At 44.4% G+C, this 26,813-nt stretch carries 25 protein-coding genes; 2 read left to right on the top strand and 23 right to left on the bottom strand.

From position 1 onward, the window contains the following. Window position 1 precedes the first annotated feature (1 nt). The 6 genes from fapR to AR334_RS22630 all read right to left on the bottom strand — a co-directional run bounded on the left by fapR (window position 2) and on the right by AR334_RS22630 (window position 6,482). Window positions 2–574: a transcription factor FapR gene (fapR, locus tag AR334_RS22655; protein ID WP_066318438.1), complete on the bottom strand. Its 573-nt coding sequence runs from the start codon at window positions 572–574 to the stop codon at window positions 2–4. Between the two features lie 104 nt (window positions 575–678). Further along, window positions 679–2,727, bottom strand: coding sequence for an ATP-dependent DNA helicase RecG (recG, locus tag AR334_RS22650; protein ID WP_066318436.1), 2,049 nt, complete (start codon window positions 2,725–2,727; stop codon window positions 679–681). Further along, window positions 2,724–3,608, bottom strand: coding sequence for an L-serine ammonia-lyase, iron-sulfur-dependent, subunit alpha (gene sdaAA, locus AR334_RS22645; RefSeq protein ID WP_066318429.1), 885 nt, complete (start codon window positions 3,606–3,608; stop codon window positions 2,724–2,726). Before sdaAA ends, recG begins: the two co-directional genes overlap by 4 nt. A gap of 27 nt (window positions 3,609–3,635) precedes the next feature. Continuing rightward, window positions 3,636–4,298 carry an L-serine ammonia-lyase, iron-sulfur-dependent subunit beta gene (sdaAB, locus tag AR334_RS22640; RefSeq protein WP_066318426.1) on the bottom strand — a complete coding sequence of 221 codons (663 nt, stop codon included), beginning with the start codon at window positions 4,296–4,298 and terminating at the stop codon, window positions 3,636–3,638. 121 nt (window positions 4,299–4,419) lie between these two features. Continuing rightward, window positions 4,420–6,102: a DAK2 domain-containing protein gene (locus tag AR334_RS22635; RefSeq protein ID WP_066318418.1), complete on the bottom strand. Its 1,683-nt coding sequence runs from the start codon at window positions 6,100–6,102 to the stop codon at window positions 4,420–4,422. A 17-nt stretch (window positions 6,103–6,119) separates the two neighbouring features. After that, complete coding sequence (locus AR334_RS22630) at window positions 6,120–6,482, bottom strand: Asp23/Gls24 family envelope stress response protein (protein ID WP_066318411.1); 363 nt, start codon at window positions 6,480–6,482, stop codon at window positions 6,120–6,122. 288 nt (window positions 6,483–6,770) lie between these two features. Here AR334_RS22630 and rpmB point away from each other — a divergent pair, with 288 nt between their 5' ends. Continuing rightward, entirely contained in the window at window positions 6,771–6,959 is a 189-nt protein-coding gene (gene rpmB, locus AR334_RS22625) for a 50S ribosomal protein L28 (protein WP_007087786.1), read from the top strand. 115 nt (window positions 6,960–7,074) lie between these two features. Here rpmB and spoVM read toward each other — a convergent pair whose 3' ends face one another. The 17 genes from spoVM to AR334_RS22540 form a co-directional block, all read right to left on the bottom strand. After that, a complete protein-coding gene (gene spoVM / locus AR334_RS22620) occupies window positions 7,075–7,158 on the bottom strand; it encodes a stage V sporulation protein SpoVM (protein ID WP_066318409.1) in 84 nt (27 codons plus the stop codon). Between the two features lie 111 nt (window positions 7,159–7,269). Further along, the gene (locus AR334_RS22615; RefSeq protein WP_066318403.1) at window positions 7,270–7,917 is read right to left on the bottom strand and encodes a thiamine diphosphokinase; all 648 of its coding nucleotides are present in this window, start codon (window positions 7,915–7,917) and stop codon (window positions 7,270–7,272) included. Between the two features lie 55 nt (window positions 7,918–7,972). Then, entirely contained in the window at window positions 7,973–8,620 is a 648-nt protein-coding gene (gene rpe, locus AR334_RS22610; protein ID WP_066318401.1) for a ribulose-phosphate 3-epimerase, read from the bottom strand. Window positions 8,621–8,622: 2 nt separating this feature from the next. Beyond that, complete coding sequence (rsgA, locus tag AR334_RS22605) at window positions 8,623–9,504, bottom strand: ribosome small subunit-dependent GTPase A (RefSeq protein WP_066318399.1); 882 nt, start codon at window positions 9,502–9,504, stop codon at window positions 8,623–8,625. Between the two features lie 42 nt (window positions 9,505–9,546). Continuing rightward, window positions 9,547–11,517, bottom strand: coding sequence for a Stk1 family PASTA domain-containing Ser/Thr kinase (gene pknB, locus AR334_RS22600; protein ID WP_066318395.1), 1,971 nt, complete (start codon window positions 11,515–11,517; stop codon window positions 9,547–9,549). Then, window positions 11,518–12,270, bottom strand: a complete 753-nt coding sequence (locus AR334_RS22595) for a Stp1/IreP family PP2C-type Ser/Thr phosphatase (RefSeq protein ID WP_066318390.1) — start codon at window positions 12,268–12,270, stop codon at window positions 11,518–11,520. Between the two features lie 4 nt (window positions 12,271–12,274). Beyond that, complete coding sequence (gene rlmN / locus AR334_RS22590) at window positions 12,275–13,363, bottom strand: 23S rRNA (adenine(2503)-C(2))-methyltransferase RlmN (protein ID WP_066318387.1); 1,089 nt, start codon at window positions 13,361–13,363, stop codon at window positions 12,275–12,277. Window positions 13,364–13,366: 3 nt separating this feature from the next. Beyond that, window positions 13,367–14,719 carry a 16S rRNA (cytosine(967)-C(5))-methyltransferase RsmB gene (gene rsmB, locus AR334_RS22585; protein WP_066318385.1) on the bottom strand — a complete coding sequence of 451 codons (1,353 nt, stop codon included), beginning with the start codon at window positions 14,717–14,719 and terminating at the stop codon, window positions 13,367–13,369. A gap of 1 nt (window position 14,720) precedes the next feature. After that, entirely contained in the window at window positions 14,721–15,665 is a 945-nt protein-coding gene (gene fmt, locus AR334_RS22580; RefSeq protein WP_066318384.1) for a methionyl-tRNA formyltransferase, read from the bottom strand. A 1-nt stretch (window position 15,666) separates the two neighbouring features. Further along, complete coding sequence (def, locus tag AR334_RS22575) at window positions 15,667–16,149, bottom strand: peptide deformylase (protein WP_066318383.1); 483 nt, start codon at window positions 16,147–16,149, stop codon at window positions 15,667–15,669. A gap of 59 nt (window positions 16,150–16,208) precedes the next feature. Continuing rightward, window positions 16,209–18,620 (bottom strand): primosomal protein N', encoded by a 2,412-nt coding sequence (gene priA / locus AR334_RS22570; protein ID WP_066318361.1) that lies wholly within the window; start codon window positions 18,618–18,620, stop codon window positions 16,209–16,211. Then, entirely contained in the window at window positions 18,620–19,831 is a 1,212-nt protein-coding gene (gene coaBC / locus AR334_RS22565; RefSeq protein ID WP_066318359.1) for a bifunctional phosphopantothenoylcysteine decarboxylase/phosphopantothenate--cysteine ligase CoaBC, read from the bottom strand. The genes priA and coaBC overlap by 1 nt, the downstream gene beginning before the upstream one ends. A 256-nt stretch (window positions 19,832–20,087) precedes the next feature. Next, the gene (gene rpoZ / locus AR334_RS22560; protein ID WP_066318348.1) at window positions 20,088–20,306 is read right to left on the bottom strand and encodes a DNA-directed RNA polymerase subunit omega; all 219 of its coding nucleotides are present in this window, start codon (window positions 20,304–20,306) and stop codon (window positions 20,088–20,090) included. Between the two features lies 1 nt (window position 20,307). Further along, on the bottom strand, window positions 20,308–20,922 hold the full coding sequence (gene gmk, locus AR334_RS22555) for a guanylate kinase (RefSeq protein WP_066318347.1): 615 nt from the start codon (window positions 20,920–20,922) through the stop codon (window positions 20,308–20,310). A gap of 12 nt (window positions 20,923–20,934) precedes the next feature. Next, on the bottom strand, window positions 20,935–21,198 hold the full coding sequence (gene remA / locus AR334_RS22550; RefSeq protein ID WP_066318345.1) for an extracellular matrix/biofilm regulator RemA: 264 nt from the start codon (window positions 21,196–21,198) through the stop codon (window positions 20,935–20,937). Window positions 21,199–21,255: 57 nt separating this feature from the next. Next, on the bottom strand, window positions 21,256–22,131 hold the full coding sequence (locus tag AR334_RS22545) for a YicC/YloC family endoribonuclease (RefSeq protein ID WP_066318338.1): 876 nt from the start codon (window positions 22,129–22,131) through the stop codon (window positions 21,256–21,258). Between the two features lie 102 nt (window positions 22,132–22,233). Further along, the gene (locus AR334_RS22540; protein WP_066318335.1) at window positions 22,234–24,912 is read right to left on the bottom strand and encodes a calcium-translocating P-type ATPase, SERCA-type; all 2,679 of its coding nucleotides are present in this window, start codon (window positions 24,910–24,912) and stop codon (window positions 22,234–22,236) included. A gap of 167 nt (window positions 24,913–25,079) precedes the next feature. Between AR334_RS22540 and AR334_RS22535 the strand changes: the two genes are divergently transcribed. Continuing rightward, complete coding sequence (locus tag AR334_RS22535) at window positions 25,080–26,795, top strand: NFACT RNA binding domain-containing protein (protein WP_066318328.1); 1,716 nt, start codon at window positions 25,080–25,082, stop codon at window positions 26,793–26,795. Window positions 26,796–26,813: the final 18 nt, after the last annotated feature.

Raw genomic sequence — 26,813 nt, 5'->3', positions numbered from 1 at the left:
CTCATCCTTTATTGTTTTTCGAACGGTACATTTCAAATTGTCCGGAAAAAACCTGTTCATTATTCACAAAACTGTTAACTTCGACAAATGTTCGTCCGGCATGGTCATCAATTTTTGTCACCCTTGCTTTGGCGACAACCCGTTCATTCAATTTAACCGATCGCTTAAACTGAATATTGGCTTTTGCCGTTAGTGCCAGCTCATCATTGATGACAGCCACTGCGAGGGAGTTGGCCTGGGCAAATACATGGTGGCCTCGGGCTATTTGATTCCGTTGAAACACGTGTTCCGCTTTCACGTCAAAAATCGATATTGCGCTTTGGTCAAGCTCAATATCAATGATTTCACCAATGACCTCTTCAAGCGGGAGGGACCGGACTTCGTCTTCAAACCGTTTTTCCGCTACTGTTTTGATCCGTTCACGCAGCTCGGGAATCGAAAGCTCCAACCGGTCAAGCCGAATTGTTTGAACACTTACTTGGAATTTTTCCGCCAACTCCTCATCAGTGATAAATGGATTATCTTCGATGGTTGAGGTTAATAATCGTTGACGCTCTTTTTTGCTTCGTCTCATTTGTTCACACCGTCCGAGTATTATGACTAGGTACTATGAGTAGTATAAAATTTAAAAAAGCAGATTGCAAGGATTAGTTTTCTGTGCAATCTGCTATTAATGTTCTAATCTAATTTTTCGCCCTCCAAAACCCCCGAATGTTCAAGCTGGTTTCGCAAGTATTGATAGTCGGGAGAGGTCCAAAAGGTTTCGGATTGGATTAGCTGGGCGGCGTCGCTCCGCGCCGTTTCTAGTGCCCGGTAATCATGAACCATATCGGCCACTTTAAACTCAGGAACCCCGCTTTGCTTTTTGCCAAAAAAGTCGCCCGGTCCGCGAAGCTCCAAGTCCTTCTCGCTGAGAACAAAACCATCATTGGTTTCGGTCATAATTCTCATCCGTTCCTGCCCGACCTCCGTTTTGGGGCTGGCAAGCAAAATGCAGTACGCCTGATCGCTGCCGCGGCCAACGCGCCCGCGAAGTTGGTGGAGTTGGGATAAGCCAAAGCGTTCGGCATCATAAATGACCATGATGGTTGCGTTTGGCACGTTTACGCCCACCTCGACCACCGTTGTCGAAACCAGCAGCTGAACTTCATTGGCACTGTAGGCCTTCATGATGGCGTCCTTTTCATCGGACCCCAACCGTCCATGCATAAGACCCACCTTGAAGCGATTTTGAAAATAATGGCTCAAGGTCGTATGCACATCAATTGCGTTTTGGACATCAAGCTTGTCCGATTCTTCGATAAGTGGGCAAATTACGTACGCTTGGTGTCCCTTCACTAATTCTTTTTCGACAAAGCCCAATACTCGTTCAAGCATTTCCGGCTTTGCCCAATACGTCTCGATCGTTTTTCTGCCTGCAGGCATTTCATCAATTACGGAAACATCCATTTCACCGAAAACAGTGATCGCAAGTGTCCGGGGAATCGGGGTTGCTGTCATAAACAGGACATCGGGATTCTCGCCTTTTTCACGCAGGACCCGGCGCTGCTCCACACCGAAACGGTGCTGTTCATCGGTAATCACGAAGCCAAGCCGGTTAAACGTAACTTCATCCTGTATCAGGGCATGTGTTCCGACTAAAATGTCGATTTTACCGCTACCCAGCTCTTCAAGGATTTCCCGCCGGCGCTTGCCTTTAACCGAACTTGTCAGCAGCTCACAGCTAACCTGGAATGGTGCGAGCAATTGCTTTAATGATTGGGCATGCTGCTCGGCAAGTATTTCGGTCGGCACCATCATGGCTCCCTGATACCCGGCCGTCACACTGGCATATAAACCGATCGCCGCTACTGCCGTTTTTCCGGAACCGACATCCCCCTGCAATAATCTGTTCATCCGATAAGGTGATTTAAGATCGGTCAGAATTTCATTGACGACCCGTTTTTGTGCATTGGTCAACGAAAACGGAAGACCGTAAATAAAATTTTTTACTTTATTAACATCATAGTCTTGGCTGATCCCTTGGGATTGTTCCCGTTCAAATTTCCGCAACGCCTGCATTTTTAGTTGAAACAGCAAAAATTCCTCATACACAAACCGGCGGCGGGCTTGTTTCACATCTTCTTGGCTTGAGGGAAAATGCATCGCCCTAACGGCATCCTTCCGGTTAAGCAGTCGGTATTTTTGCAAAAAGTACCCTGGCAGTGTTTCCTCTATTAAACTGCCATATTGCTGGAAAGCAAGACTAATAAATTTACGCATCCCTTTTGTGGTAATTTTCCCCCTTAATGAATAAACGGGTTCGAACTGATTCACTTTGGTATTTGTCCCTAGCTGCACTTCATTTGCCGTTATCGTTTGGCGATGCGCATCCCATTTTCCTGTAACGGTGATGATGTCATTCATGTTTAATTTATTTTTCAAATACGGCTGGTTAAAGAAAACGACTTTGATTAAATAAACGCCGATAAACATCCGGATCGTAAGCTTGGATTTCTTCCTGCCATAATAGGCAAGAGAAGGCTCGCTGTGAACCTTCCCCTCCACGGTTATTTTCTCATCATGTTGGACTTCGGTAAGGTCCCGCAGCCGGTAATCCTCATACCGGTAAGGAAAGTATTCCAATAAATCTCGAATGGTTACGATGTTCATTTCTGCGAGGCTTTCCGCTGTTTCTTCTCCTATGCCCTTTAATGCCATTACTGATTGGCTTAAAATCTGGTTCACTTCTCTTTCAGCGGCATACCAAAGATTTTTGCCTCAAGCCTGCGTCCTGTTGGAGTAGCCGCCAACCCTCCTCCTGCAGTTTCTCGTAAAGCAGTTGGCATGGTCTGACCAATTTTGTACATCGCCTCGATGACTTCATCACACGGGATTCGACTGGTGACCCCTGCGAGGGCCATATCGGCTGCGACCATCGCATTGGCCGCTCCCATGGCATTTCGTTTGACGCATGGGACTTCAACAAGTCCGGCAACTGGGTCACAAACAAGTCCGAGCATATTTTTCAGCGTGATGGCCATCGCTTCGGCACACTGTTGCGGTGTACCTCCAGCCATTTCAACAATTGCAGCAGCAGCCATTCCCGCTGCCGAACCGACCTCAGCTTGACAGCCGCCAGCGGCACCGGAAATGGATGCATTATTGGCGACAACGAATCCAAAGGCTCCGGCGGTAAATAAAAAGGAAACCATTTGCCCTCTCGTAGGATGAAGTTTTTTCTTAACAGCAAATAATGTTCCCGGAACTACTCCCGCAGAGCCTGCTGTCGGTGTGGCACAAATTGTTCCCATCGCGGCGTTTACTTCGTTAGTCGCCACAGCTTTGCTTACTGCATCAAGTATTGTTTCCCCGGATAGGAAATTTCCTTTTTCAATATATTTTTGCAGCAAAACGGCATCCCCTCCAGTCAAACCTGAATGGGACTTGACCCCTTTTATTCCCCGTTCCACTGCCTCCTCCATTACCTTCAAATTGCGGTCCATAAAGGAGAGAACCTCTTCACGCGAACGCCCCGTCACCACTACTTCCTGCTCAATCATGATTTCCGAGATTTTCTTATTTTGGCTGACAGCCAGTTCCACTAATTCTGCTACATTTCTAAACATTGGTTTCACCCCTTTTTCATATGACCGTTAGTCAACAATTTTTGTTACTTTTAATATATTCGGAAGCTGTTCAAGTTCTTCAAGCAGCTTGTCATCCACATTTTCATCGACCTCAATGGTCATGAGCGCCATTTTTCCGACTTCCTTGCGTGAAACCTCCATATGGCCGATGTTAATTTCGTACTTGGCCAAAGTATTGGCGACACTAGCAATCGCGCCGAAGCGGTCATTATGGACCACGAGAATGGCCGGGTGGTTTCCTGACAGCTTTAAGGCAAAACCGTTTAACTCGGTAATTTCAATTTTTCCGCCGCCAATGGATATTCCGACCAATTCAAGCTCACCATTATGGTCGCCAATTATAACTCTTGCGGTATTCGGATGGTCAGGCACGGCATCCTCTTCTATAAACTGAATTTTCATTCCCCGTTCGTTTGCAATATCGAGGGCATTGATAATTCGTGTATCATCAGTATCAAAATCCAACAGCCCACCAACGATGGCCACGTCGGTTCCATGGCCTTTATAAGTTTTAGCAAACGAGCCATACAGGGATATGTTGGCCCATTTAGGCTCTCTGCCAAATAGGCTTCTGGCCACGCGGCCAATTCTTGCCGCACCCGCAGTATGGGAACTTGAAGGACCAATCATCACCGGTCCGATAATATCGAAAACACTTCTATATTTCACCTTATTCTCCCCCTTACCATCAGTGTATTAGTCAAGGTTCTATTTGAACCGCATTTCGCTTTACAAACCAAAAAGAAGGGTTGCCCCAAATGGAGGGCGCCCCTTCTATTTTAGCGGTTGTTTATTCAATTGAAAAGATAAATGAATATAATGGCTGTTGGCCATTATGCACTTCAATTTCGACATCGCTGTATTGCTCTTCCACAAATTGAGTCAATGTCGCTACCTCTGCCTCGGTCACATCTTCACCATAAATAATTGTTAGGATTTCCGAATCCTCATCCATCAATTGTGTTAACAAATCTTGGGCAACCTTTTGTTTGTCTTTATTTTTCACGACAATTTTACCTTCAGCTATGCCCATGAAATCATCTTTTTCAATTTCAAGACCATCGATTTGAGTATCGCGGACTGCAAAAGTAATTTGACCGGTTTTAACATGATTTAACGCTTCGGTCATGCCTGCTGCATTGGATTCCGCATCAGCAGAAGGATTGAATGCCAGCAATGCCGAAAGTCCTTGTGGCACCGTCTTTGAAGGGATGACGTAGATTTCTTCATCCGCCACATCGGCTGCCTGCTGGGCTGCCATAATGATATTTTTATTATTAGGCAAAATAAAGATCTTTTTCGCGTTGACATCCTTGACAGCCTTCACAATATCCTCTGTGCTTGGGTTCATTGTCTGACCGCCTTCAATGACTGCATGGGCACCGATGCTCTTAAATAAATCGGCAATGCCTGCTCCCATTGATACGGTCACAATGCCATACTCCTGTTTTTCCTTTGGTGCTTCGGTACGGCCCGAAACAAGCGGTGTTTTCGTTTCACCGACAATATTGGAGTGCTGGAGACGCATATTTTCGATCTTCATGTTAATTAAGTTTCCGTAACGCTGGCCATAGGATAATATTTCTCCCGGCTGTTCAGAGTGAATATGTACCTTTACTACGTCATCATCGGCAATGACTAATAAGGAATCGCCGTATTTGTCCAAATCATTCCGGAAGTTTGTTTCATCGAATGGATTTTTGGCCAGCTTATCTTCTTCAAACCGCACCATAAATTCTGTACAATATCCAAATACGATGTCTTCCGTGTTGATATGGCTTTGTACACTTTTATGATGCTCAGCGCTCACCAACTCATCCATTGATGGCAGATCTTCAGGTGAATCAGGAAGCTGTTCGCCTTTTAGCTGGGCAAGAAAACCTTCATAGACGCAAACGAGACCCTGCCCGCCGCTGTCAACGACACCGACTTCCTTTAACACAGGTAGCAGGTCCGGGGTCCGCTTTAACGAAGCTTTTGCTTCTTTTAAAACTTCCTCCATAACGACTATAATATCACCTGACTTTTGTGCAGCCTGAACGCCTTTTTTCGCTGCATCTTTTGCAACAGTTAAAATTGTTCCTTCGACAGGCTTCATTACAGCTTTATACGCAGTTTCAACGCCAGCTTCCAATGCGCCGGCAAAATCTTGGGCATTTATTTGAGCTTTTGCTTCAATCGCTTTGGAAAAACCACGGAACAACTGGGATAGAATAACGCCTGAATTTCCCCGAGCCCCCATTAACAGGCCTTTGGAAAGGGCAGTCCCGACTTTTCCAATATGCTCCTGCACATTATTTTTTACTTCTTTGGCTCCGGAAGTCATGGATAAATTCATATTTGTTCCAGTATCGCCATCCGGCACGGGAAAAACGTTTAGCGCATCGACCATTTTGGCATTTGCCGCCAAATTATTAGCACCAGAAATGACCATTTCGGCAAAACGTTTTCCATCCAACGATGTTATTGACACAAAACCTTCCTCCTTAACTATGGGTTCGTCACACGAACTCCTTGAACGTAAATATTAACCGAGTCAACGGCAAGTCCAACAGTCTTATCAAGGGTATATTTCACCTTTGATTGCACGTTGTGAGCAATTTCGGAAATTTTCGTTCCATAGCTGACAATTATGTACATATCGATATGTATTGCCTCATTTTCCTGACGAACAATCACACCGCGGGTAAAGTTTTCCTTGCGGAGTATTTCCGTAATGCCGTCTTTGATTTGATTCTTTGAGGCCATGCCTACAATACCATAGCATTCGATTGCTGCTCCACCGGCAATGGTTGCGATTACTTCGTTGGAAATATCAATTTGTCCGTACTTGGTTTTTAATTCAATGGACATGAATCGTTCCCCCTCATGTATAATTGCTCCTTAACTACAGTCATTTTACTATAGTAACTGCAAGATTGAAAGTCATACCTGCCTGTTATCTATAACAGCATTTTTTTCAAAAGGTTGTCAAGGTTTTTTTCTTGAAACCTTAAAACTAAGCTATTGCATTCGAATGGGTTGTATGATAAATTATTAAGGTATCTTAAGACTAGAAAATTCAGCTTGGCCATTTCCTAATATAAATGTATATTTTATGGATTGCTGGTAAAGCTTTTGTTAGTTAAGGAGGGATAGTCTATGCCACGTAAATGTGTAGTAACTGGAAAGAAAACCACTACTGGTAATGCACGTTCTCACGCAATGAACGCAAACAAGCGCACTTGGGGTGCCAACCTACAAAAAGTTCGTATTCTTGTTGATGGAAAGCCAAAGCGTGTTTGGGTTTCTGCAAGAGCGTTAAGATCTGGTAAAGTAGAACGCGTTTAATAATTGATGGGCATCCTTAATAAGGATGCTCATTTTATTTCCTGCCCTATTTTATTAACTTGCCCAAAATCGCAAAAATAAAAGCACCCAATTGGTTTGGGTGCCGCTCTCATATCTATTCGTTTTTCTTAAACACACCAATCATCGCCCGCACAAGTCCGCCTAAAAATCTCGGCAGTTTAATCGTATAAAATTTCATACTTTCCCTCCTCAAAAATCTCGGCATCTCTACTCTTATTCACTAAACCTCTTTCGCCGCCCTTACCATATTATTCAAACGAACGAAATCGGGCACAATTACTGAGGCCTATTAATCATGACTTCTTATCACTATTAATATGCCTTCTGAAAATGAAAAAGTACCATATTCACTAATAAGTTCATTACTAATACATAGTGTAGAACCCATGGAAATATGACGATTTTCCAAAGGAAATTTGAAGCCTTGAAGAGTAAGATTGGAAACATTAAGTGTTAATGGAACGAAAGAAATGTATTTTTTTTCGGGCATTTTTTCAACTGAATAGGTACCCGGTCCTGCCAAATAGGCAATGTTTTTTCGGTCAATCAGACTGATTTTTGTGAAATTTCCTTGACTTAACGGCTTGAACAGCAACTGGACATTGGCCAGCAAATGGTCAAGCCTGCCACCGGTTGCCCCAAACAAGCGAATTTCCTCGGGATTTTGAGCGACTGCCCAATTTAAGGCCAGCTCGGTGTCGGTTTCATCTTTTTCCGGCTTAAATCGTTTCAAATTAGTGATTTTGCTTTCAATAAAAGCCAGTTCCCGCTCTGAAACAGAATCAAAATCACCAAAGGCCATCATGGGTTGTATGTTCCGTGATAAAAGATGGAAAACCCCGCGGTCAACCCCAACCCATACTTCACTTTCTGTATTGTATTCTGTTAAATCAGGCAAAAGTTCTTCAGGCCCTCCGGCAAGAATATTAATGACCATCTATTATTACTCCTTTATGTATGACAAAGAGCTGTCTTATGAGACAGCCCCTCCTTTATGATCCTCTAATTAGCGATATCGCCTTGGCATAATCTTGTTGATTGTAGATGGCCGAACCGGCAACAAGCACGGTGGCTCCCGCCTCGATACACAACTTTGCCGTTTCAGGATTTACCCCGCCATCGATTTCAATTTCTAGACTAACGCCTTTTTCCTCTGCCAATTCTTTTACTTCTTTTATTTTTGGCAGGACTTCGGGAATAAATTTCTGACCCCCAAATCCGGGATTGACTGACATGAGGAGAACCATATCAATATCCTTGACAATATGCTGGATGGAATTAACCGGTGTAGCCGGATTTAACACAACCCCCGCTTTTACGCCAAAGGATTTTATGTTCTGAATGGTCCGGTGAAGATGCCGGCATGCTTCCACATGAACAGTAATATAATCGGCTCCCGCTTTGGCAAATGCCTCGATATATTGATCAGGGTTTTCAATCATTAGATGTACATCAAGCGGCAGCTTTGTTACTGGACGTATTGCCTCGACAATTAACGGCCCAATCGTAATATTCGGCACAAAGTGACCATCCATTACATCAACATGAATATAATCGGCTCCCCCTGTTTCTACAGCGGTGATTTCCTCTGCCAATTTAGCAAAATCGGCAGAAAGGATGGACGGTGCTATTTTTACCATCTTTAATACCTCGGCTTTCTATCTTTTATTTCCTGGAGAAAATCCAAATAATGTTGATATCGATACCCCGGAATTTCCCCTGCTTCCACCTTGGCCTTTACCCCGCACTTGGGTTCACTTACATGAAAGCAGCCACGAAATTTGCAATTCTCGCTTGCCCTCAGAATTTCAGGAAAACAAGCAGTCAAATCCTCAGCTTCAATATTGGCAAACTCCAATGAACTAAAGCCGGGTGTATCTGCAACAAGACCATTGCCCACTTTTATCAATTCAACATGTCTTGTCGTATGCCTTCCTCTGCCCAAATGCGTAGAAATATCGTTTGTTTTCAGTTCTAGGTCAGGTCTTAACACATTCAATAGCGAGGACTTACCCACCCCGGATTGCCCGGCAAACACAGATATTTTATTTTCAAGATGCGGGTTCAATTGTTCGATTCCGGTTTCCGTTTCCGATGAGGTAAGAATGACTTCATAACCGGCAACCCGGTATTGACGAGCAAATTCTTCAATCTTCTCGTGCTGCAGTTCATTTGCTAAATCCATTTTGGTAATGCAAATAATCGGCTCTATATGGTTAAATTCAACAAGGACAAGAAATCGGTCCAACAGGACGGTGCTGAAATCCGGCTCAACCGCCGAGAATACCAGAATTGCCTGATCCACGTTTGCGATTGGCGGGCGTACCAATTCATTCTTGCGTTCCTTCACCTCAAGGATGTAGCCCTCTTGGTCATTTTCCGCTTGGAAAACGACCTCATCGCCAACAAGCGGGGAAATTTTATTTTTTCGGAATACTCCTCTTCCCCGGCATTGAATTAATTCTTCCTTATTGAGAACGTAATAAAAACCACTTAAGGCCTTGACAATTTTCCCTTCAGGCATAGCAGCCCTCCTTGCCTGATAGATATTTGAATTTTTATCCCTTTATTGAACATCGTTGTAATTAACAGTTTCTTCGGCAATCAATTCCGAATCGCGCCACACCTTGTAGCTTGCTGTTTTACCTTCGGCAATAATTAATTTAATTTGGCGTCTTGAGGTTTCCGTAATAAAAAATTTGTCCGCAGGCACAGTCGGATAGTGGTCCATATCATCGATATAGATGATGACCTCCTGTTTTTGTCCCGGCTGGCCAGGAATAGGCGGGACAAATTCAACGGTTACTTCCTTGGTATATTCTTTCGGTGGTTTTTCTTCTTTTCCCTTGGAGACAATCACGGTAATCTTGTCGCCTTTTTGCAGATTTGCTCCCTGTTTTGGTTCTTGCGAGATAATCATGCCTTTAGGGATTGTGTCGTTATATTGTTCCTGAGAAGCATCTAAGGTTAACCCGGCTGATGCAGCATAATCCTGAGCAGCTTTTACGCTATATTGCGTTAGGTCCATGAGGACAATTTTTTCAGGCCCTTTGCTTACTTCTAACTCCAAAATAGTATCCTCGGGAACCACTTTTTTACCTGGTGCCGGATTCTGGCCAATAATCGTCCCTGGTTCACTATCATCGTGTTTTTCAATCTTTTTTATTTCTTTAAAATCCAATTTTTCCAACAGTCTAACGATATCATCAAATTGACGGTCAACATAATCATCAAGCTCATATTTTTCTTTGCCACTGCTAACATACAGTGTCACTCTTGCATGTTCCTTAACGGTTGTACCTGCTGGCGGATCTGTCTTGATAACCTGTCCTTGTTTGACTTTTTCATCTGTAAGTTCAATTGCTTTATCGATATTCAAGCCTTTTAGTTTAAGCTTTGATATCGCATCTTCTTCATTCATGCCGCTTACATCCGGAATCTTAATATCTTTTGCCTGCAGCATCCCCGAGATGAACACGGCCGATAATCCGAGCAGGATGAGTACCAGAAGTGCGGAAATCAAAATGATCGGCCACTTTTTCCGCTTCTTGCCCGGTTTTTTTTCCTTATTCGTATTTACTGCTGAATCACTTTTCTCACTGCTATGAACCAGTGTTTCGTCGAGATTTTTTAACGGCTTGTCATTGGTAATGACAGGAATGGCCTTCGTAGCCTCATCATCAACCGGGATGACAAACTTTGGTTCATTGATTCTTTCGGGATCAAGGGCCGTTCTTAAGTCTTCCTCCATTTCATCCACACTATTATACCGATGGAATGAGTCTTTGGCGGTCGCCTTTAAGACGATATTTTCCACACTTTGTGGGATATTTGGATTCCATCTCCTGACTGAAGGCGTTTCGGATTGCAAATGCTTTAAGGCAATTGAAACTGCCGATTCTCCCGAAAATGGAAGCCGGCCGGTCAATAATTCAAACATGACAATGCCTAAAGAGTATATGTCCGATTTACGATTGGCCATACCGCCGCGTGCTTGTTCTGGAGATAAGTAATGAACCGAGCCAAGGACGGAATTTGTCTGGGTGATGCTTGTGGCCGTTAAAGCCATGGCAATGCCGAAATCGGTAATTTTGACATTACCGTCATGATCAATCAAAATGTTCTGCGGTTTAATATCCCGATGAATAATATGGTTGTGGTGTGCATGAGAAATGGCTGAGGTCAATTCTCTCATGATTCCGATTGTTTCTTCGACTCGAAGAGGCGAGTTTTGCTGTATGTATTGTTTCAATGTTGTCCCATCAACATATTCCATCACTATATAATAAAGATCGTCTTCTTCACCGACATCATAAATGTTGACAATGTTTGGATGGGCAAGGCTTGTCGCCGATTGGGCTTCCCTGTGAAATCTCCGAATAAACTCCTCGTCATTGGCGAAGTCGAGCCGGAGCATTTTTACGGCAACGTCACGGTCGAGAATCATGTCATGTGCCAAGTAAACATTGGCCATACCGCCGCCGCCGACCATATGTAAAATCTTGTAGCGTCCGCTTAATCTTTTCCCAATCATCATTTAGCAATCACCCTCACTGCACTCGGAAAACTTTACAATCGAAAGCGTAATATTATCTTCTCCACCGTATTCATTTGCGAGTGAGATAAAGGCTGCGGCTTTTTGCTCCAGCTGTTCGTCATTCAAGAGAATTTCCATCATTTCTTGTTCACTTACTTTATTGGAAAGCCCATCGGAACATAATAGCAGGATATCGCCTTCTTCGAACATAATCGTTTTTAGATCCATTTCGACCATTTTTTCAGTACCCAGTGACCGGAGCAGGACATTTTTGCGAGGATGATGTTCGGCATCTTCCTTCGATATTTGCCCGGTACGGACCAATTCATTGACGAGCGAGTGATCTTCGGTGATTTGTTTAAAGCCAGACTCATTTAACAAATACCCGCGGCTATCCCCAATGTGCGCCAAGGTGGCAAACGTATCTGTGGTGATTGCGGCAACGATTGTCGTACCCATCCCAAAGCATTCGGAATGGGTAGCGGCATGTTCAAACAAAAGTCCGTTGACAATCGAGATATGTTCCATTAGCCATTTTTCGGCAGCATCCGCAGTTTTAATACCCTTGGACTCCTCCCAAGCGTTTTTCAATTGAGCCACTGTCATGTTACTTGCCACATCGCCGGCGCGATGCCCTCCCATCCCGTCAGCAATAACGGCAAGAAGGCTGCCATCAAGATTTTGAAAGACACCGCCGGCATCTTCATTGTGAACCCGCACTTTCCCTCTGTCTGTTAGAAATACCGCTCTCATACGATTACATCGTCTCCTCTTTCCGCTCCTTTGCCCGGAGCTGACCACATGCAGCATCAATGTCATGACCGTGCTCACGGCGTATAGTTACATTGACTCCATGGTTTTTTAATGTTTTTTCAAAGGCAAAAATCTTGTCTTTTGGGGTCCGGACGTAATCCCGCTCGGGAACATAGTTTACCGGTATCAAATTGACATGGCATTTCAAACCTTTGATTAGGGCAGCCAATTCCTCCGCATGCTCGACTGTATCATTTACCCCGCCGAACAAGCCATACTCAAAGCTGACACGACGACCCGTCTTATCGATATAATACCTTACTGCTTTCATTAAGTCATCAAGTTTATAGGCTTTGTTGATTGGCATAAGCCTAGTGCGAAGCTCGGTATTCGGGGCATGCAGGGAAATCGCAAAATTGATCTGCATATTTTCATCGGCAAATTGATAGATTTTGGGAATAATCCCGCTCGTCGATACAGTGATATGGCGCGCGCCGATATTAAGTCCATTCTCATGATTAATGATTTTTAAAAACGACAGCATGTTATCGTAGTTATCAAAAGGCTCGCCGATGCCCATGATGACAACAGAACTGACTCGCTCCGCTGATTCATCAAGCGCCTTTTGAACCTTAACTACCTGGGCAACAATTTCCCCTGCTTCCAAATGCCGCTTCAGTCCGCCAAGTGTGGAAGCGCAGAAGGTGCAGCCAATCCGGCAGCCCACCTGGGTTGTGACACACACAGAATTTCCGTAATCATGGCGCATCAGGACTGTCTCAATGGAGTAGCCATCGTGAAGTTCAAATAAAAATTTGATGGTTCCATCTGAGGAGGTTTGTTGAATCACCGTGTTTAATGTTGTTATTTGGAAATGATTCGCCAGCAGTTCACGCAAACCCTTAGATAAATTGCTCATCTCTTCAAAGTCGATAGCCCTTTTCTTATAGAGCCAATCAAAGATTTGCTCTGCCCTAAACGGCTTTTCACCGTGATCCTTAAGCCACTCTCGAAGTTCATTCAGCTGCAATGAATAGATGGATTGTTTCTTTTCCAATGTTGTATTTGTCTCTGTTGTATTTAATTGCTCCAATACTTACACCTTCCTTTTCAGTACCGCAATATAAAAGCCGTCCGACCCAAAGTCCTGCGGGAATATTTGCAAATCATAGCCGGTAATCAGCGGTTGGACCGCCTCGGGCATCCGAGTTTTGAAAGATACATCACCTTCAAATTCCGGGTTGTTTTCTAAAAATGTCTTTACAGTATGTTCATTTTCCTCTTTGTCGACTGTACAGGTACTATAAACAAGGGTTCCGCCTTTTCTCAAAAGCGGAGCAATAGACGTTAATAAATCCTGCTGAATACTGCTCAATCGGTTTAAATCCTTTTCAGTCTTCGTATATTTCATATCCGGCTTTCTTCGCATCACCCCGAGGCCTGAACAGGGTGCATCCAGCAATATTCGATGGAATGTTTCATGCTTGAACTTTTCCGGTAAAAGTCTTGAATCGGAAACATTCGTTTTTACATTTGATAACCCTAGCCTGCGGGCATTTTCATTGATTAACCGGACTTTGTGCTGGTGAAGGTCAACTGAAATCACCTCGCCAGTATTTTGCATTTTTTCTGCAATGTGCGTGCTTTTGCCTCCAGGGGCAGCGCAAGCATCAAGGACAAATTCGTTTTCCACAGCGCCTAATGCATAGGTGGCAAGCATCGAACTTTCATCCTGGATGGTTAACATCCCATATTTATAGGCCATGCTAGATGCCAGGTTCCCTTTTAATGCCCTGATTGCTTCGGGAATAATCGGGCTTTTTTCAATTTGATAGCCTTCTTCCTCAAGGAGCTGGACACATTCATCCCTCGAAATCTTAGTGAGATTGACTCTGGCTGTTTGCATTGGTGCTGTTAAATTAATTTCACACATTTCCTTTGTTTTATCATATCCAAATTGGTTAGCCCATCTTGTTACCAACCATAGTGGGTGACTGGTTTCTAATGATAATCTCTCAACCGGGTCATTGACCTCACTTAATGATGGAAGCCCCTCTCTCTGAATGCTCCTCAATACCCCATTGACCAAACCGGCAATCCCTTTATGCCCGCGTTTTTTAGCAATTTCTACTGCTTCATAGATTGCGGCGCGATCGGGGATTCGATCAAGATAAACCATTTGGTATACCGTAAGTCTTAGTAAATGAAGAACCCAATCGGCCAGTTTTTTATTGTCCTTCACAAACGGCTTTAGAAAAAAATCAAGTGCCATTTTTCTTTGCAATGTTCCGTAGGTCAATTCTGTTAATAAGCCAACATCGACAGGCGACAATTCATTTTTTTCAATTGTACTGTTTAAAAGCAAATTGCTGTAAGATTGATTTTTCTCAATTGATGTTAATAAGTCCAATGCAGTTTCACGTACATTTTTTTTTGCCTTTGTTGTCATGTCATTCTCCTAGCTTGCTTCCTGCTGTTAATTTGGAGCCTGCGCCCCTTAAGAATTGTTCACCTGTCATTTTTGTCTTCCCTGCTGGCTGAAGCTCCGTTATTTTAATGGCTGTTTCATTGCCTGTGCTGACAATGGGTCCGTCAGGGTCAATTCTAATGATGGTGCCAGGTTCAGCATCTGCGGTCCCCTTTACTTTTTCCCCTTGCCAAATTTTTACCGTTTGGCCATCCAATGTGGTAAAGGCAACCGGCCATGGATTTAAACCACGTATGTGATTATAAATTTCTTCCCCGGGCTTTTTCCAATTTATTTTCTCCTGCTCCCGTTTAATATTTGGAGCAAAGGTCGCTTCTGCGTCATTTTGCGGGATCGGCTCCAATTTGCCCGCAAGAAGCGGAGGCAGTGTTTCCGACAACAGTTTGGCCCCAGCAGGGCTAAGCTTATTATGAAGGGTGCCTACATTATCTTCATTGGTGATCGGAACCTCAACACTGGCTAGCATATCGCCTGCATCCAATTTCTCTACCATATACATAATCGTGATTCCTGTTTTTGCCTTTCCTTGAATAATCGCATAGTGAATCGGAGCTCCGCCGCGCAGTTCCGGAAGCAAGGAAGCGTGCACATTAATGCAACCATGGGCGGGAGCATCCAGCAATTGTTTTGGCAAAATTTGCCCGAATGCCGCGGTTATGATTAAATCCGGCTTTAACGCTATGATTTTTTCTAGTTCTTCCGGCTGGCGGATTTTTTCTGGCTGCAACACTGGAATTCCCTGTTTTATTGCTTCCACTTTAACGGGAGGCGGGGTCAGCACCTTTTTTCTGCCAACCGGGCGGTCAGGCTGGGTCACGACACCGATTACTTCATAGCCATCCTCAATAATTTGCCTTAAGATGGGGACTGAGAAATCAGGCGTGCCCATAAACACAATCTTCGTCATTTTACGCTTCTTCTCCTTTTAACTCGTCTTCCTCCAGATACCTAATAACCTTTGATGTAAATAGGATTCCATCCAGGTGATCTATTTCATGCTGAATCGCCCGAGCAAGAAACCCTTCCGCTTCCAGTTCATACTTTCTGCCTTTGCGGTCATATGCCTCAATTTTCACGTAATTTGGTCTTGTAACTTCTCCAAATAATCCCGGAAAGCTTAGGCAACCTTCCGGACCAGTTTGTTCTCCGGAAGTATTCAGGATTTTCGGGTTAATCATTTCGATTGTACCAGCTTCGTCATCAATATCGACAATTGCGACTCGCGCATCCAGACCGATTTGTGGTGCAGCAAGGCCGACACCATCATGTTCAATCATCGTATCGTACATATCATCAAGCGTTTTTGCAAGTTTTCGGTTAAACACTGTTACCTCTTTACATTTCGTCTCGAGGATGTCAGCGGGGTAGTTTACTATTTTTCTTATTGCCAAAATCTTTCCTCCGTTAATTCAATCTCGTGCACATATATATATTAATCATTTTTACCAGATTACATCAGGATAAACGGGTTAACATCAACCGAAACCAACAGGCCGTTTTTTGCTTCTTTCTGATACTGGTCCAGAATCGTCTTTAACGTTTTGGTCAGGTTCGGTTCCCGTTTGTATTTTATCAGACATTGATAGCGGTATCTATTATTTATCCTTGCAATTGGCGATACCGCGGGCCCTAAGATCACCGCCTCATTTGACAGTTGCGAGCGCACATAGTTTGTGATCTTTTCCGTTGCAGATACTACAGTCAGCAGCTCCTCATGGCTAACGGTAATTAGTGATAAATAATAAAATGGAGGGTAATGGTGCATCCTCCGGACCAACATTTCCCGCTGGTAAAACTGATCGAAATCCTGGTGCCCAGCAAGCTCAATGCTGTAGTGCTCGGGGGTATAGGTTTGGATGATGACCTCCCCCGGCAGTTGATGGCGTCCAGCCCTGCCGCTTACCTGCGTCAATAATTGAAAGGTTTTTTCCGACGAACGAAAGTCCGGGAGATGAAGCATCGTATCAGCCGATAACACGCCAACTAGTGTGATATTGGGGAAATCGAGGCCCTTGGCAATCATTTGCGTTCCTAATAATATATCGGCTTTCCCTTCCTGAAACTCCTTTAACAGACGCTCATGTGCCCCTTTCCGGCCTGTCGTATCGACATCCATGCGAATCACTCTTGCCTCGGGAAGAATTTTCCCCAGCTCGTCTTCCACCTTTTGCGTGCCTGTACCAAAATAACGGATATATTCACTTGAACACTCAGGACAGACTTTTGGCACGATTGTTTCGTACCCGCAATAATGGCATTTCATCTGTACTCCTGCGCGATGATAGGTGAGGGAAATATCACAGTTTGGGCAATTTACCACATAGCCACAATCGCGGCACATCACGAACGACGAATGGCCACGTTTATTTAAAAACAACACGGTCTGCTGCTTTTTGGAAATCCTGTCTTGCAGCAATTCAAACAATTTTCTAGAAAACATTGAGCGGTTTCCCGCTCTAAGTTCCTCCCGCATGTCGATAATTTCTACCGCAGGGAGGGCCTGATTGTTCATCCTTGTAGGCAGCTTCAATAAATGATAAACATTTTTCTGCGCTCTAGCAAAGGACTCCAGCGATGGCGTGGCGCTGCCAAGCACAACCGGGCAGTTATTGGTTTGTGCCCTTCTGATTGCCACATCGCGAGCATGATATCGCGGCATATCCTCCTGCTTATAGCTTGTTTCATGTTCTTCATCAATAATAATGATGCCAATATTTTCAAACGGCGCGAAAATGGCTGATCTGGCCCCCACCGCAACCTTGACCTCTTTGCGCTGTATTTTCCGCCATTCGTCATATTTTTCTCCTGCCGATAACCCGCTGTGCAAAACTGCTACCAAATCGCCGAATCTGCCCTTAAACCTGTTCACCATTTGTGGTGTTAATGAAATTTCCGGAACCAGGACAATCGCTTCTTTTCCTTTGTCAATGACTTCCTGGATCGATTGCAAATAGATTTCAGTTTTTCCGCTTCCGGTAACCCCGTATAGCAAAAATACTTCGTGTTCATTTTTTTCTATGGCAGTCAGGATTGGTTTGATTGCTGTCGTTTGGGCATTCGTTAATGGCAGAGGAGTGGTTCTTTCAAAGGATCGGTGCTCGAAAGGATCCCTGTAGATTTCCATATCAAACTCGGCAACGAGCTGTTTAGACGCGAGTGCCTTCACAACTGCCGAGGACACTTTTAATTCGGCGGTTAACTGCTTTAATTCAATGGGCTGATTATGGTCTAAAAAAAATCTTAGAATTTGTTTTTGTTTCTCAGCGTTGGCGGGCAACCCTTCCAGTTCATTTTTTATTTCTTCGGGGCTAACAACCGGTTTAACGTATTTAACCTGTTTTTTCCTAACCTTGTCTTTTACCAAGTAAATCACTTCAAGCAGTCCTGCCGCAGCCTCCCGCTGCAGCAGCGGCACAATATTATGTTCTAATGCCATCGTCCAATCTAGCATTTGCCCTGTTTCAAAATAGACCCTTAGTTGCACAGGTAATTGGTCAGGCTCTACCCCGACAGCAAGCCGCACCTTTTTTTCATACTTTGCCTTTAGGGCAGCCGGAAGCATTGCCTGGTAAGCGAAGATTTTAAAACAAAGCGTTTTGTCAGTCAGCCAATCACCAAGTTCAAGTAATTCCTGATTTAAAACTGGTTCAATGTCCATTGGCTCAATAATTTCCCTAAGCTGTTTAATTTCGGATTCTACTTTAATACCGGTCACAAATCCTTGAATGTTTCTTGGTCCAAAAGGAACAATCACTCTCATGCCCGGCTGAATGACATCCTGCCATTTTTCTGGAATCAAATAGTCGTATGACTTATCCGTTTGTTTTGTCGGTACATCCACTACCACACTGGCAATTTTCATTAGTTATTCATATCCTTCAATAATGCTTCAATTTCCTCAATAATTTTTCCGGCAACTGCCGCTTTTGACATTAATGGTAATTCAATACTTGAACCATTCCGTTTAAACAACGTCACAATATTTGTATCAGTGCCAAATCCCGCCCCGTCAGCTTTGACATTATTGGCGACGATCATATCGGCATTTTTTGCAGATAGCTTCTTCCTGGCGTAATCGTCGACATCGTTCGTTTCAGCCGCAAAGCCGATTAACAGTTGATGTTCCTTACGTTTACCGAGCTCAAACAAAATATCCTTTGTCCTTTCTAGCTCAAGGATTGCATCGCCTGTCTGTTTCTTTACTTTATGGTCATGAACAATTTTCGGGCGGTAGTCCGCCACGGCAGCTGTTTTAATGACAACATCCGCTTCGCTAAAATGTTCCAGGACAGCCTGATACATCTCTTCAGCGCTTTCCACTTTGACAAGTTCAACTCCAGTAGGAACCTGAAGACTAACGGGTCCTGAAACCAGGATGACTCGGGCACCTTGTTTTTTGGCTTCCTCTGCCAACGCATATCCCATTTTTCCGCTTGAATGATTGGAGATAAACCGGACTGGGTCAATTTTTTCCCTTGTTGGCCCCGCGGTAAGCAAAACCGTTTTTCCGGCTAGCCGTTTTGCTTCCCTGCCTGCGAAATATGCCTGGATTGTCGAAACGATTTTTTCAGGTTCTTCCAATCTGCCTTTGCCGACATAACCACAGGCAAGATATCCCTCGCCCGGCTCGATAAATTGGCAGCCGAATTCTGCTAAAATCGCCAAATTTCTTTTAACAGCAGGGTGGTCATACATATGGACATTCATCGCAGGAGCAATCCATACTGGAGCAGAAGTGGCTAGAAGGGTGGTAGTAATCATATTGTCGGCAATTCCTCCCGCCAATTTTCCGATAATATTGGCGGTTGCCGGGGCAACCAAAACCAGGTCAGCCCAGTCTGCGAGATCGATATGGGCAATGACTTGCGGATTTTTTTCATCAAAGGTGTCAGTATATACATCATTTCGTGATAAAGCCTGAAAGGTTAAAGGGGTGACAAATTTTGCCGCGGATTCGCTCAGGACGACTTTTACATGTGCCCCCGCCTGGACAAGCTTGCTTGTCAGTGCCGCGGCCTTGTATACGGCGATTCCTCCCGTGACACATAGCAGAATTTTTTTATTGTTAATCATGGTTATCCTCCGCTCTCGATACAGTTTCTCTTCCTTCTATTATGCTGGAATCGAAGCATTTTTTCATCTTTTTCCTTCTAAATATCGACAGATTTCTTCATTCAACAGAAGGCGGTGTGAGCAGAGCTGCGATATACCACATTCATTTGAAAAATGTATATCTCCACTCAGCTTTGTCTGAACTACTATAAATATGCGGCGCTCCGCCCCTGCACAAAAAAAAGGCTGACAATCGTCAGTCCTTTCCATCAATTAATTATTCGGATGGGCTATCCGCTTTTTTGGCAATTCGGTAGGTCAACTCGCCGCTGTAAATTTCTTCAAGTGCCTTACCAACATGCTTATGGGAAACATATTTCGGCAGTCTTTCATCTTTTATCTGCGACATGACGCGGGCGCGCTTGGCTGCGACAGAAACTAGTGAATATTTTGAGTCAATTTTTTCAAGTAATGAATCAATAGAAGGATATAGCATATTAGTCAACCTCCAACAATTTTTTATAGCGATGTTCTACTCGAACCCGGCGGCAATGCTCCGCTGTTACAATCGATTTTATTCGATCGCAGGCTCGCTCAACCTGATCGTTTTCCACCACATAATCATATAATTCCATCATTTCAATTTCTTCACGTGCCGTCAACATCCGGTTTTGGATGATATCCTCTGTTTCGGTACCTCGGGTTACAATCCGATTTTTTAGTTCGGTAAGGCTCGGCGGCATAAGGAAGATAAATAAGCCCTCAGGGAATTTTTCGCGAACCTGACGTGCACCCTTTACCTCAATCTCAAGAAAAACATCCTTGCCGCTGTCAAGGGTCTCGCGGACATAATCCACCGGTGTTCCGTAATAGTTGCCGACAAATTCAGCATATTCTAGCAGCTTATCATTTCGGATCAATTCCTCAAATTCTTCCCTTGTCCTAAAAAAGTAATCGACCCCATCCACTTCACCGGCGCGCGGCTTTCTTGTCGTAACAGAAATCGAATATTCAAATGCCGTATCGGGCTGCGAAAAAATCTCTTTTCGGACGGTTCCTTTACCGACCCCCGATGGTCCTGACAATACAATCAGCAATCCTTTTTCTTGCATGCTTATTAAATCCTACCCTTCATCAATAGTGTCCTCGCGATCCGTTAAGCGATGGGCAACCGTTTCCGGCTGTACCGCCGACAGGATGACATGGTCTGAGTCCATGACAATCACTGCGCGAGTCCGCCTGCCATATGTAGCATCAATTAGTGACCCTCGATCTCTGGCATCCTGGATAATTCTTTTTATCGGCGCCGACTCAGGGCTAACAATTGAAATAATTCGATTAGCCGAAACAATATTGCCAAATCCAATATTAATTAACCTAATAGCCATGATCATCATCCAATCATCAATAATATATTTTGACCGTGCCGAACCTTTTCTAAACGCCTACTCGATATTTTGAACCTGCTCTTTTAGCTTCTCTAGCAGACTTTTTATTTCAACGACGTTTTTGGCTATGGTTGCATCATTGGCTTTTGAGCCGATGGTGTTTGTCTCACGGTTCATTTCCTGAACAAGAAAATCAAGCTTTCGGCCGATTGCTCCATCCTCATTGAGTGTCTGGACAAACTGCCCGATATGGCTCTTTAATCGGGTAATTTCTTCATTAATATCGGCCTTCTCGGAAAAAACAGCAACCTCCGTGACAAGTCTCGTTTCGTCCACCTGTCCATTCGCAAATTCTTGCATTCTCTTTGTCAACCGATCTTTATAGAGTTGAATCACAGCAGGGGCAAACTTTTGCAATTCTGCCAACAAAAATTCGACTTGGGCAATGATGTCAAGTAAGTCTTTCTTTAACTCTGCCCCCTCAGCCAAACGCATCTTCTTGAGCAAGGTAACAGCTTCTTCCACCGCGGCTAGCACCAGCCCATCAAGCTGTTCATTTTCAGCTTCACTTTCTTCAATATGTACAAGGTCAGTCCGACCCAACAAGTCTATGAGCTTTACCGAGCCTTCAATCCCGTACTTGTTTTGTGCTTGTTTAATAAATTGAAAGTATTCTTCAATTAAGTTCCAGTCTACCTGCAATTTGCGAGAAACGACACCTTGTCCCTCCAAACTGATATAAACCTCTATTCTGCCGCGACGGATATGTTGGTTAAGTGTTTTCTTTATTTTGTCTTCTATTTTTAACAGCTGCCTCGGCATGCGGATATTGAATTCGCTAAAACGGTGATTCACCGTTTTAATTTCCACATTGACAGTGCACGATTCGGATTCGGCCCTTGCCCTGCCGAAGCCTGTCATACTAAAAACCATTTATTGCACATCCATTCTTTGAAAATGTACAGAATTTTTTATTTTAAAAAATCCAAAAAGGCAATAGATTAGATTCTATTACCTTTTGGATTATAACACACTTTATTTCGTTTTTCTTAATAAAAATGAGCCGGCCAGCAAAAAAGTTGGAATGGCGGATAACCCGACAATTAGCAGCCAATCCTTGGCCGCAATCGGCAGCGTATGGAATACCGGCTGCAGCGGCGGGTAATAGATCACGACAAACATCAGCAACAAGGAAGATATCACTGCCCAAACCAAATATGGATTGCCGAATGGATTTCTTGATAACACTGATTTTTCACTGCGGCAGTCAAACACATGAATCAGCTGTGCCATGACCAATGTGGCAAACGCAACCGTTTGAGCATATTCCAGCTGTGACGGGTCGTTATGATAGACAATCATAAAGGCGATCAAGGTTACAAGCCCGATTAAGAACCCCCGGGAAAGCACCTTCCAGCCAAGTCCGCGGGAAAATACTCCCTCATTCGGACTCCTCGGTCCCCGCTTCATCACATTTTCTTCCGGACGATCAAGTCCAAGGGCCATTGCTGGCAGTCCATCCGTCACCAAGTTTACCCAGAGGATTTGGATCGGAACGAGCGGTAGAGGCAGTCCCAGCAGCATCGCAAACAACATCACCAAGATCTCACCAACATTGGATGCCAACAAATAACGGACAAATTTACGAATATTTTCATAGATATTTCTGCCTTCTTTAATCGCAGCTTTAATGGTGGCAAAATTGTCATCCAATAGAACGAGCGCTGAAGCTTCTTTAGCGACATCGGTCCCGGTTATCCCCATCGCTACACCAATATCGGCTGCTTTTATTGCCGGAGCATCATTAACGCCGTCTCCAGTCATTGCGACAACATGGCCGCGATTTTGCAGGGCATTGACAATTTTCAGCTTATGCTCGGGCGATACCCTCGCGAAAACGGACACTTCCTCGACCACTTCTTCTAGGTCCGAAACAGACATTTCCGACAACGCTTTGCCATCAAGAACTTTGCTTTTCTTCGTTAAAATCCCAAGCTGTGCGGCGATGGCTTTGGCGGTAATGATATGGTCCCCGGTGATCATAACCGTTTTAATCCCAGCTTCTTTACACTCCTGGACCGCCGCCTTCACTTCCGGTCTTGGCGGATCAATCATCCCCTGGACACCGATAAAGGTCAATTTGCTCTCCGCTTCCTGCTCACTAAAAATAATTGTATTGGCTGAAATCGGCTTAAAGGCAATCGCAATTGTCCTCAGTGCCTGTGAAGCAAGATTGTCGATTGCAGTCTGGACCTTAATTTGTGTATCCTTATTTAAATATTGGGTCCGACCATCCCAAAGAATCGATTCGCTGATCCCCAGAATAACATCCGGTGCACCTTTGGTGACAATGAAATGCCGCCCCTGTTTATCTTTAACATGGATACTCATCATTTTCCGTGCTGAATCAAACGGAAATTCCTTGATGATGGTAAATTCCTCCAGCAGCTTCGGCCTGTTAAATCCGGCCTTCATTGCACTGACTAGCAAAGCCCCTTCTGTCGGGTCACCATCTAGTGTGTATTGGTTATCTTTCAGGTTCAATTCTGAATGATTGCAAAGCATGCCAAAAATGAGCATTTGCTGCAGGGCTTTTTCTTCCCGAGGCTGAACCTTTTGTTCATTTCGGTAAAAATCGCCTTGAGGCTGGTAACCGACCCCATCGACTGTCCACGTTTGCCCGCCGCTCCAGAGGTGAGTAACTGTCATTTTGTTTTGAGTCATCGTCCCTGTTTTGTCGGAACATATAACCGAGGCACAACCGAGCGTTTCCACAGCAGGAAGCTTGCGGACAATCGCATTTTGTTTGATCATTTTTTGCACGCCAAGCGATAGCGCCACGGTAACAATCGCCGGCAGTCCTTCAGGTATCGCCGCCACGGCAAGCGAAACTCCGGCCAGGAACATTGTATAAATGTCGTGCCCCTGAATCACACCAACTACTACCACGAGAACCGTTAACAATAACGCAACGGTTATTAGAATTTTCCCCAATTGGGCAAGGCGCCGCTGCAACGGGGTTTCCTGTGCTTCAGCGCTCTGTAGGAGCCCGGCAATTTGCCCCATTGCCGTCTTCATGCCAGTTGCAATCACGACACCCATTCCGCTTCCCCGGGTAACCATCGTTCCCATAAAGGCGGTATTTTCCATATCACCAATCCCTGGATTGGCTTGAGTTAACGGGTCTATATTTTTTGCAACAGGAACGGATTCTCCTGTCAACGCAGATTCCTCTATTTCCAAACTGTTAGACTCGATAATCCGGACATCGGCGCCGATTCGGTCACCGCTCGTAAATTTCAAAATATCTCCGATGATAATTTCTTTGGAGGGAATCTTCACCCATTTACCTTCTCTTAGCACATGAACCTGCGGCGCTGACAGCTCTTTTAAAGCCTGGAGGGATTTTTCCGCCCGCCGCTCTTGGTAGAAACCGAGAATGCCATTTATAATGACAATCGCGATAATCGCAATCGCATCAATATATTCACCCAACAGTCCTGATATTAAAGTTGCAGCAAGCAGCACCAGGACCATGAAATCTTTAAATTGGCTGAAAAATAACAGTAAGGCCGATTGCTTTTCCCCTTCTTCCAGTTCGTTTAAACCATGTTGTTTTAACCTTTGGTTAACTTCAGTTTGTGATAACCCAGCCGAAAAGTCGGTTTCTAAAGCCTTTTCTACTTGTTTTATCTCCATCTCATGGAACTTCATCCGACCATCTCACTTCCCCCTTTAAAAATTCAGACATGCTCTAAGAAAGCTTATTCGGGGTCGTCCAAAAAAATGCTACCGGAATGGATTATTCCGGAGGTATTTGCGACAGAACATTATAAAGTAGGATATAATGAAGGCATATGTATTAGTAAAGGATGTTTTCCATGTCATTTGATGGTTTATTTACAAAAGCGATGGCCAATGAACTTTCCCGGGCCCTTAAAGGCGGCCGAATCAATAAGGTTCATCAGCCCTATAAAAATGAAATTATCCTGACGATCCGGGCAGGAGGGGTCAACCATAAACTCCTGTTGTCGGCCCATCCGAGTTATGCCAGGGCCCAGCTAACAAACGAAGCTTATGAAAACCCAAGCGAACCGCCCATGTTTTGCATGCTGCTTCGAAAACATATTGAGGGCCATATTGTCGAGGATCTATATCAAGTCGAGACAGAGCGGATGATCATTTTAGAGGTCAAAGGCCGAAATGAAATCGGTGATGTATCGTATAAACAGCTTATCATTGAAATTATGGGCCGGCACAGCAATATCGTGCTTGTCGATAAGACGCGCAATCTCATTCTTGACAGCATCAAGCATGTTTCGTTTGCGGTCAACAGCCATCGGGCGATCTTGCCTGGCCAGTCATATGTTTCCCCGCCAGAGCAGCATAAGCAGAATCCATTTTCAGCGACGGCCGAGGATGTTACGCGAAAAATTGATTTTAACGCCGGACGTATCGACCGCCAACTAGTAGAACAGTTTGCCGGAATCTCCCCGCTGTTCGCCAAGGAAGTGATTTTTCAAAGCGGAATGGCTAACCGAACGACGGTGCCGCCTGTATTTATCACGCTGATTAATCGGATTTCTTCCGGCGATCTTAAACCAGCAATAATGGCTGCTGCAGAAAAGGAAGTATTTTATCTGTACCCGCTTCAGCATGTCAACGCGGTGGTCCGTAGTTTTGCCACATTAAGCGAAATGCTGGACCGTTTCTATTTTGGCAAGGCCGAACGTGACCGCGTCAAGCAGCAGGGGCACGACATCGAACGGCTGATTGCCAATGAAAAAGAAAAAAATGAAAAGAAAATCGAGAAGCTAGAAGCTACGCTTAAGGACGCGGAGCAAGCGGAGAAATTTCAGCGTTATGGCGAATTATTAACCGCCAATTTATATGCCGCCAAGAAAGGCATGAAGGAAATCGAAGTGCTTGATTATTACGATGAAGCAGGCAGGACCATTGTCATTCCCCTTGACCCTAGGAAAACGCCGTCCGATAACGCACAAAAATATTTCTCCAAATACCAGAAGGCGAAAAATTCCGTTTCGATTGTAATAGATCAAATCGAAAAGGCACGAGAAGAGGCGTCCTATTTTGACAGCCTGCTGCAACAGGTACAAACCGCTTCGCCGAAGGATATCCAGGAAATCCGCGAAGAGCTGGTTGAAGGTGGATATATTCGCGAGAGACAAAAACGACATGGCAAAAAGGCGCAAAACGCACGGCCGGTCCTGGATCATTTTATCGCCTCAGACGGCACGGAGATCATTGTTGGAAAAAATAATAAGCAAAATGATTATTTAACCAATAAGCTGGCCGCCCGCGATGAAATCTGGCTCCATACGAAGGATATTCCCGGTTCGCACGTGGTCATCCGCAGCAAGGAGCCCGCTGAAGAGACGATCTTGGAAGCGGCGATGCTGGCGGCCTATTTTAGCAAGGCACGCAATTCGAGTTCGGTACCGGTTGACTTTACAAAAGTGCGCCATGTGAAGAAACCAAACGGGGCCAAGCCGGGATTTGTGATTTATGACAATCAGCAGACAGCTTACGTCACTCCGGATGAGGATATTGTATTAAAATTGAAGAAAAATGGCTGATATAGTGAGGAAAGCCCC

Source organism: Bacillus sp. FJAT-29814 (assembly GCF_001510715.1).
In the GTDB taxonomy this organism is placed as follows: Bacteria; Bacillota; Bacilli; order Bacillales; family Cytobacillaceae; genus Neobacillus.
Note: the sequence above shows the minus strand (reverse complement) of the source record. Positions and strands in the feature narration are given on the sequence as shown.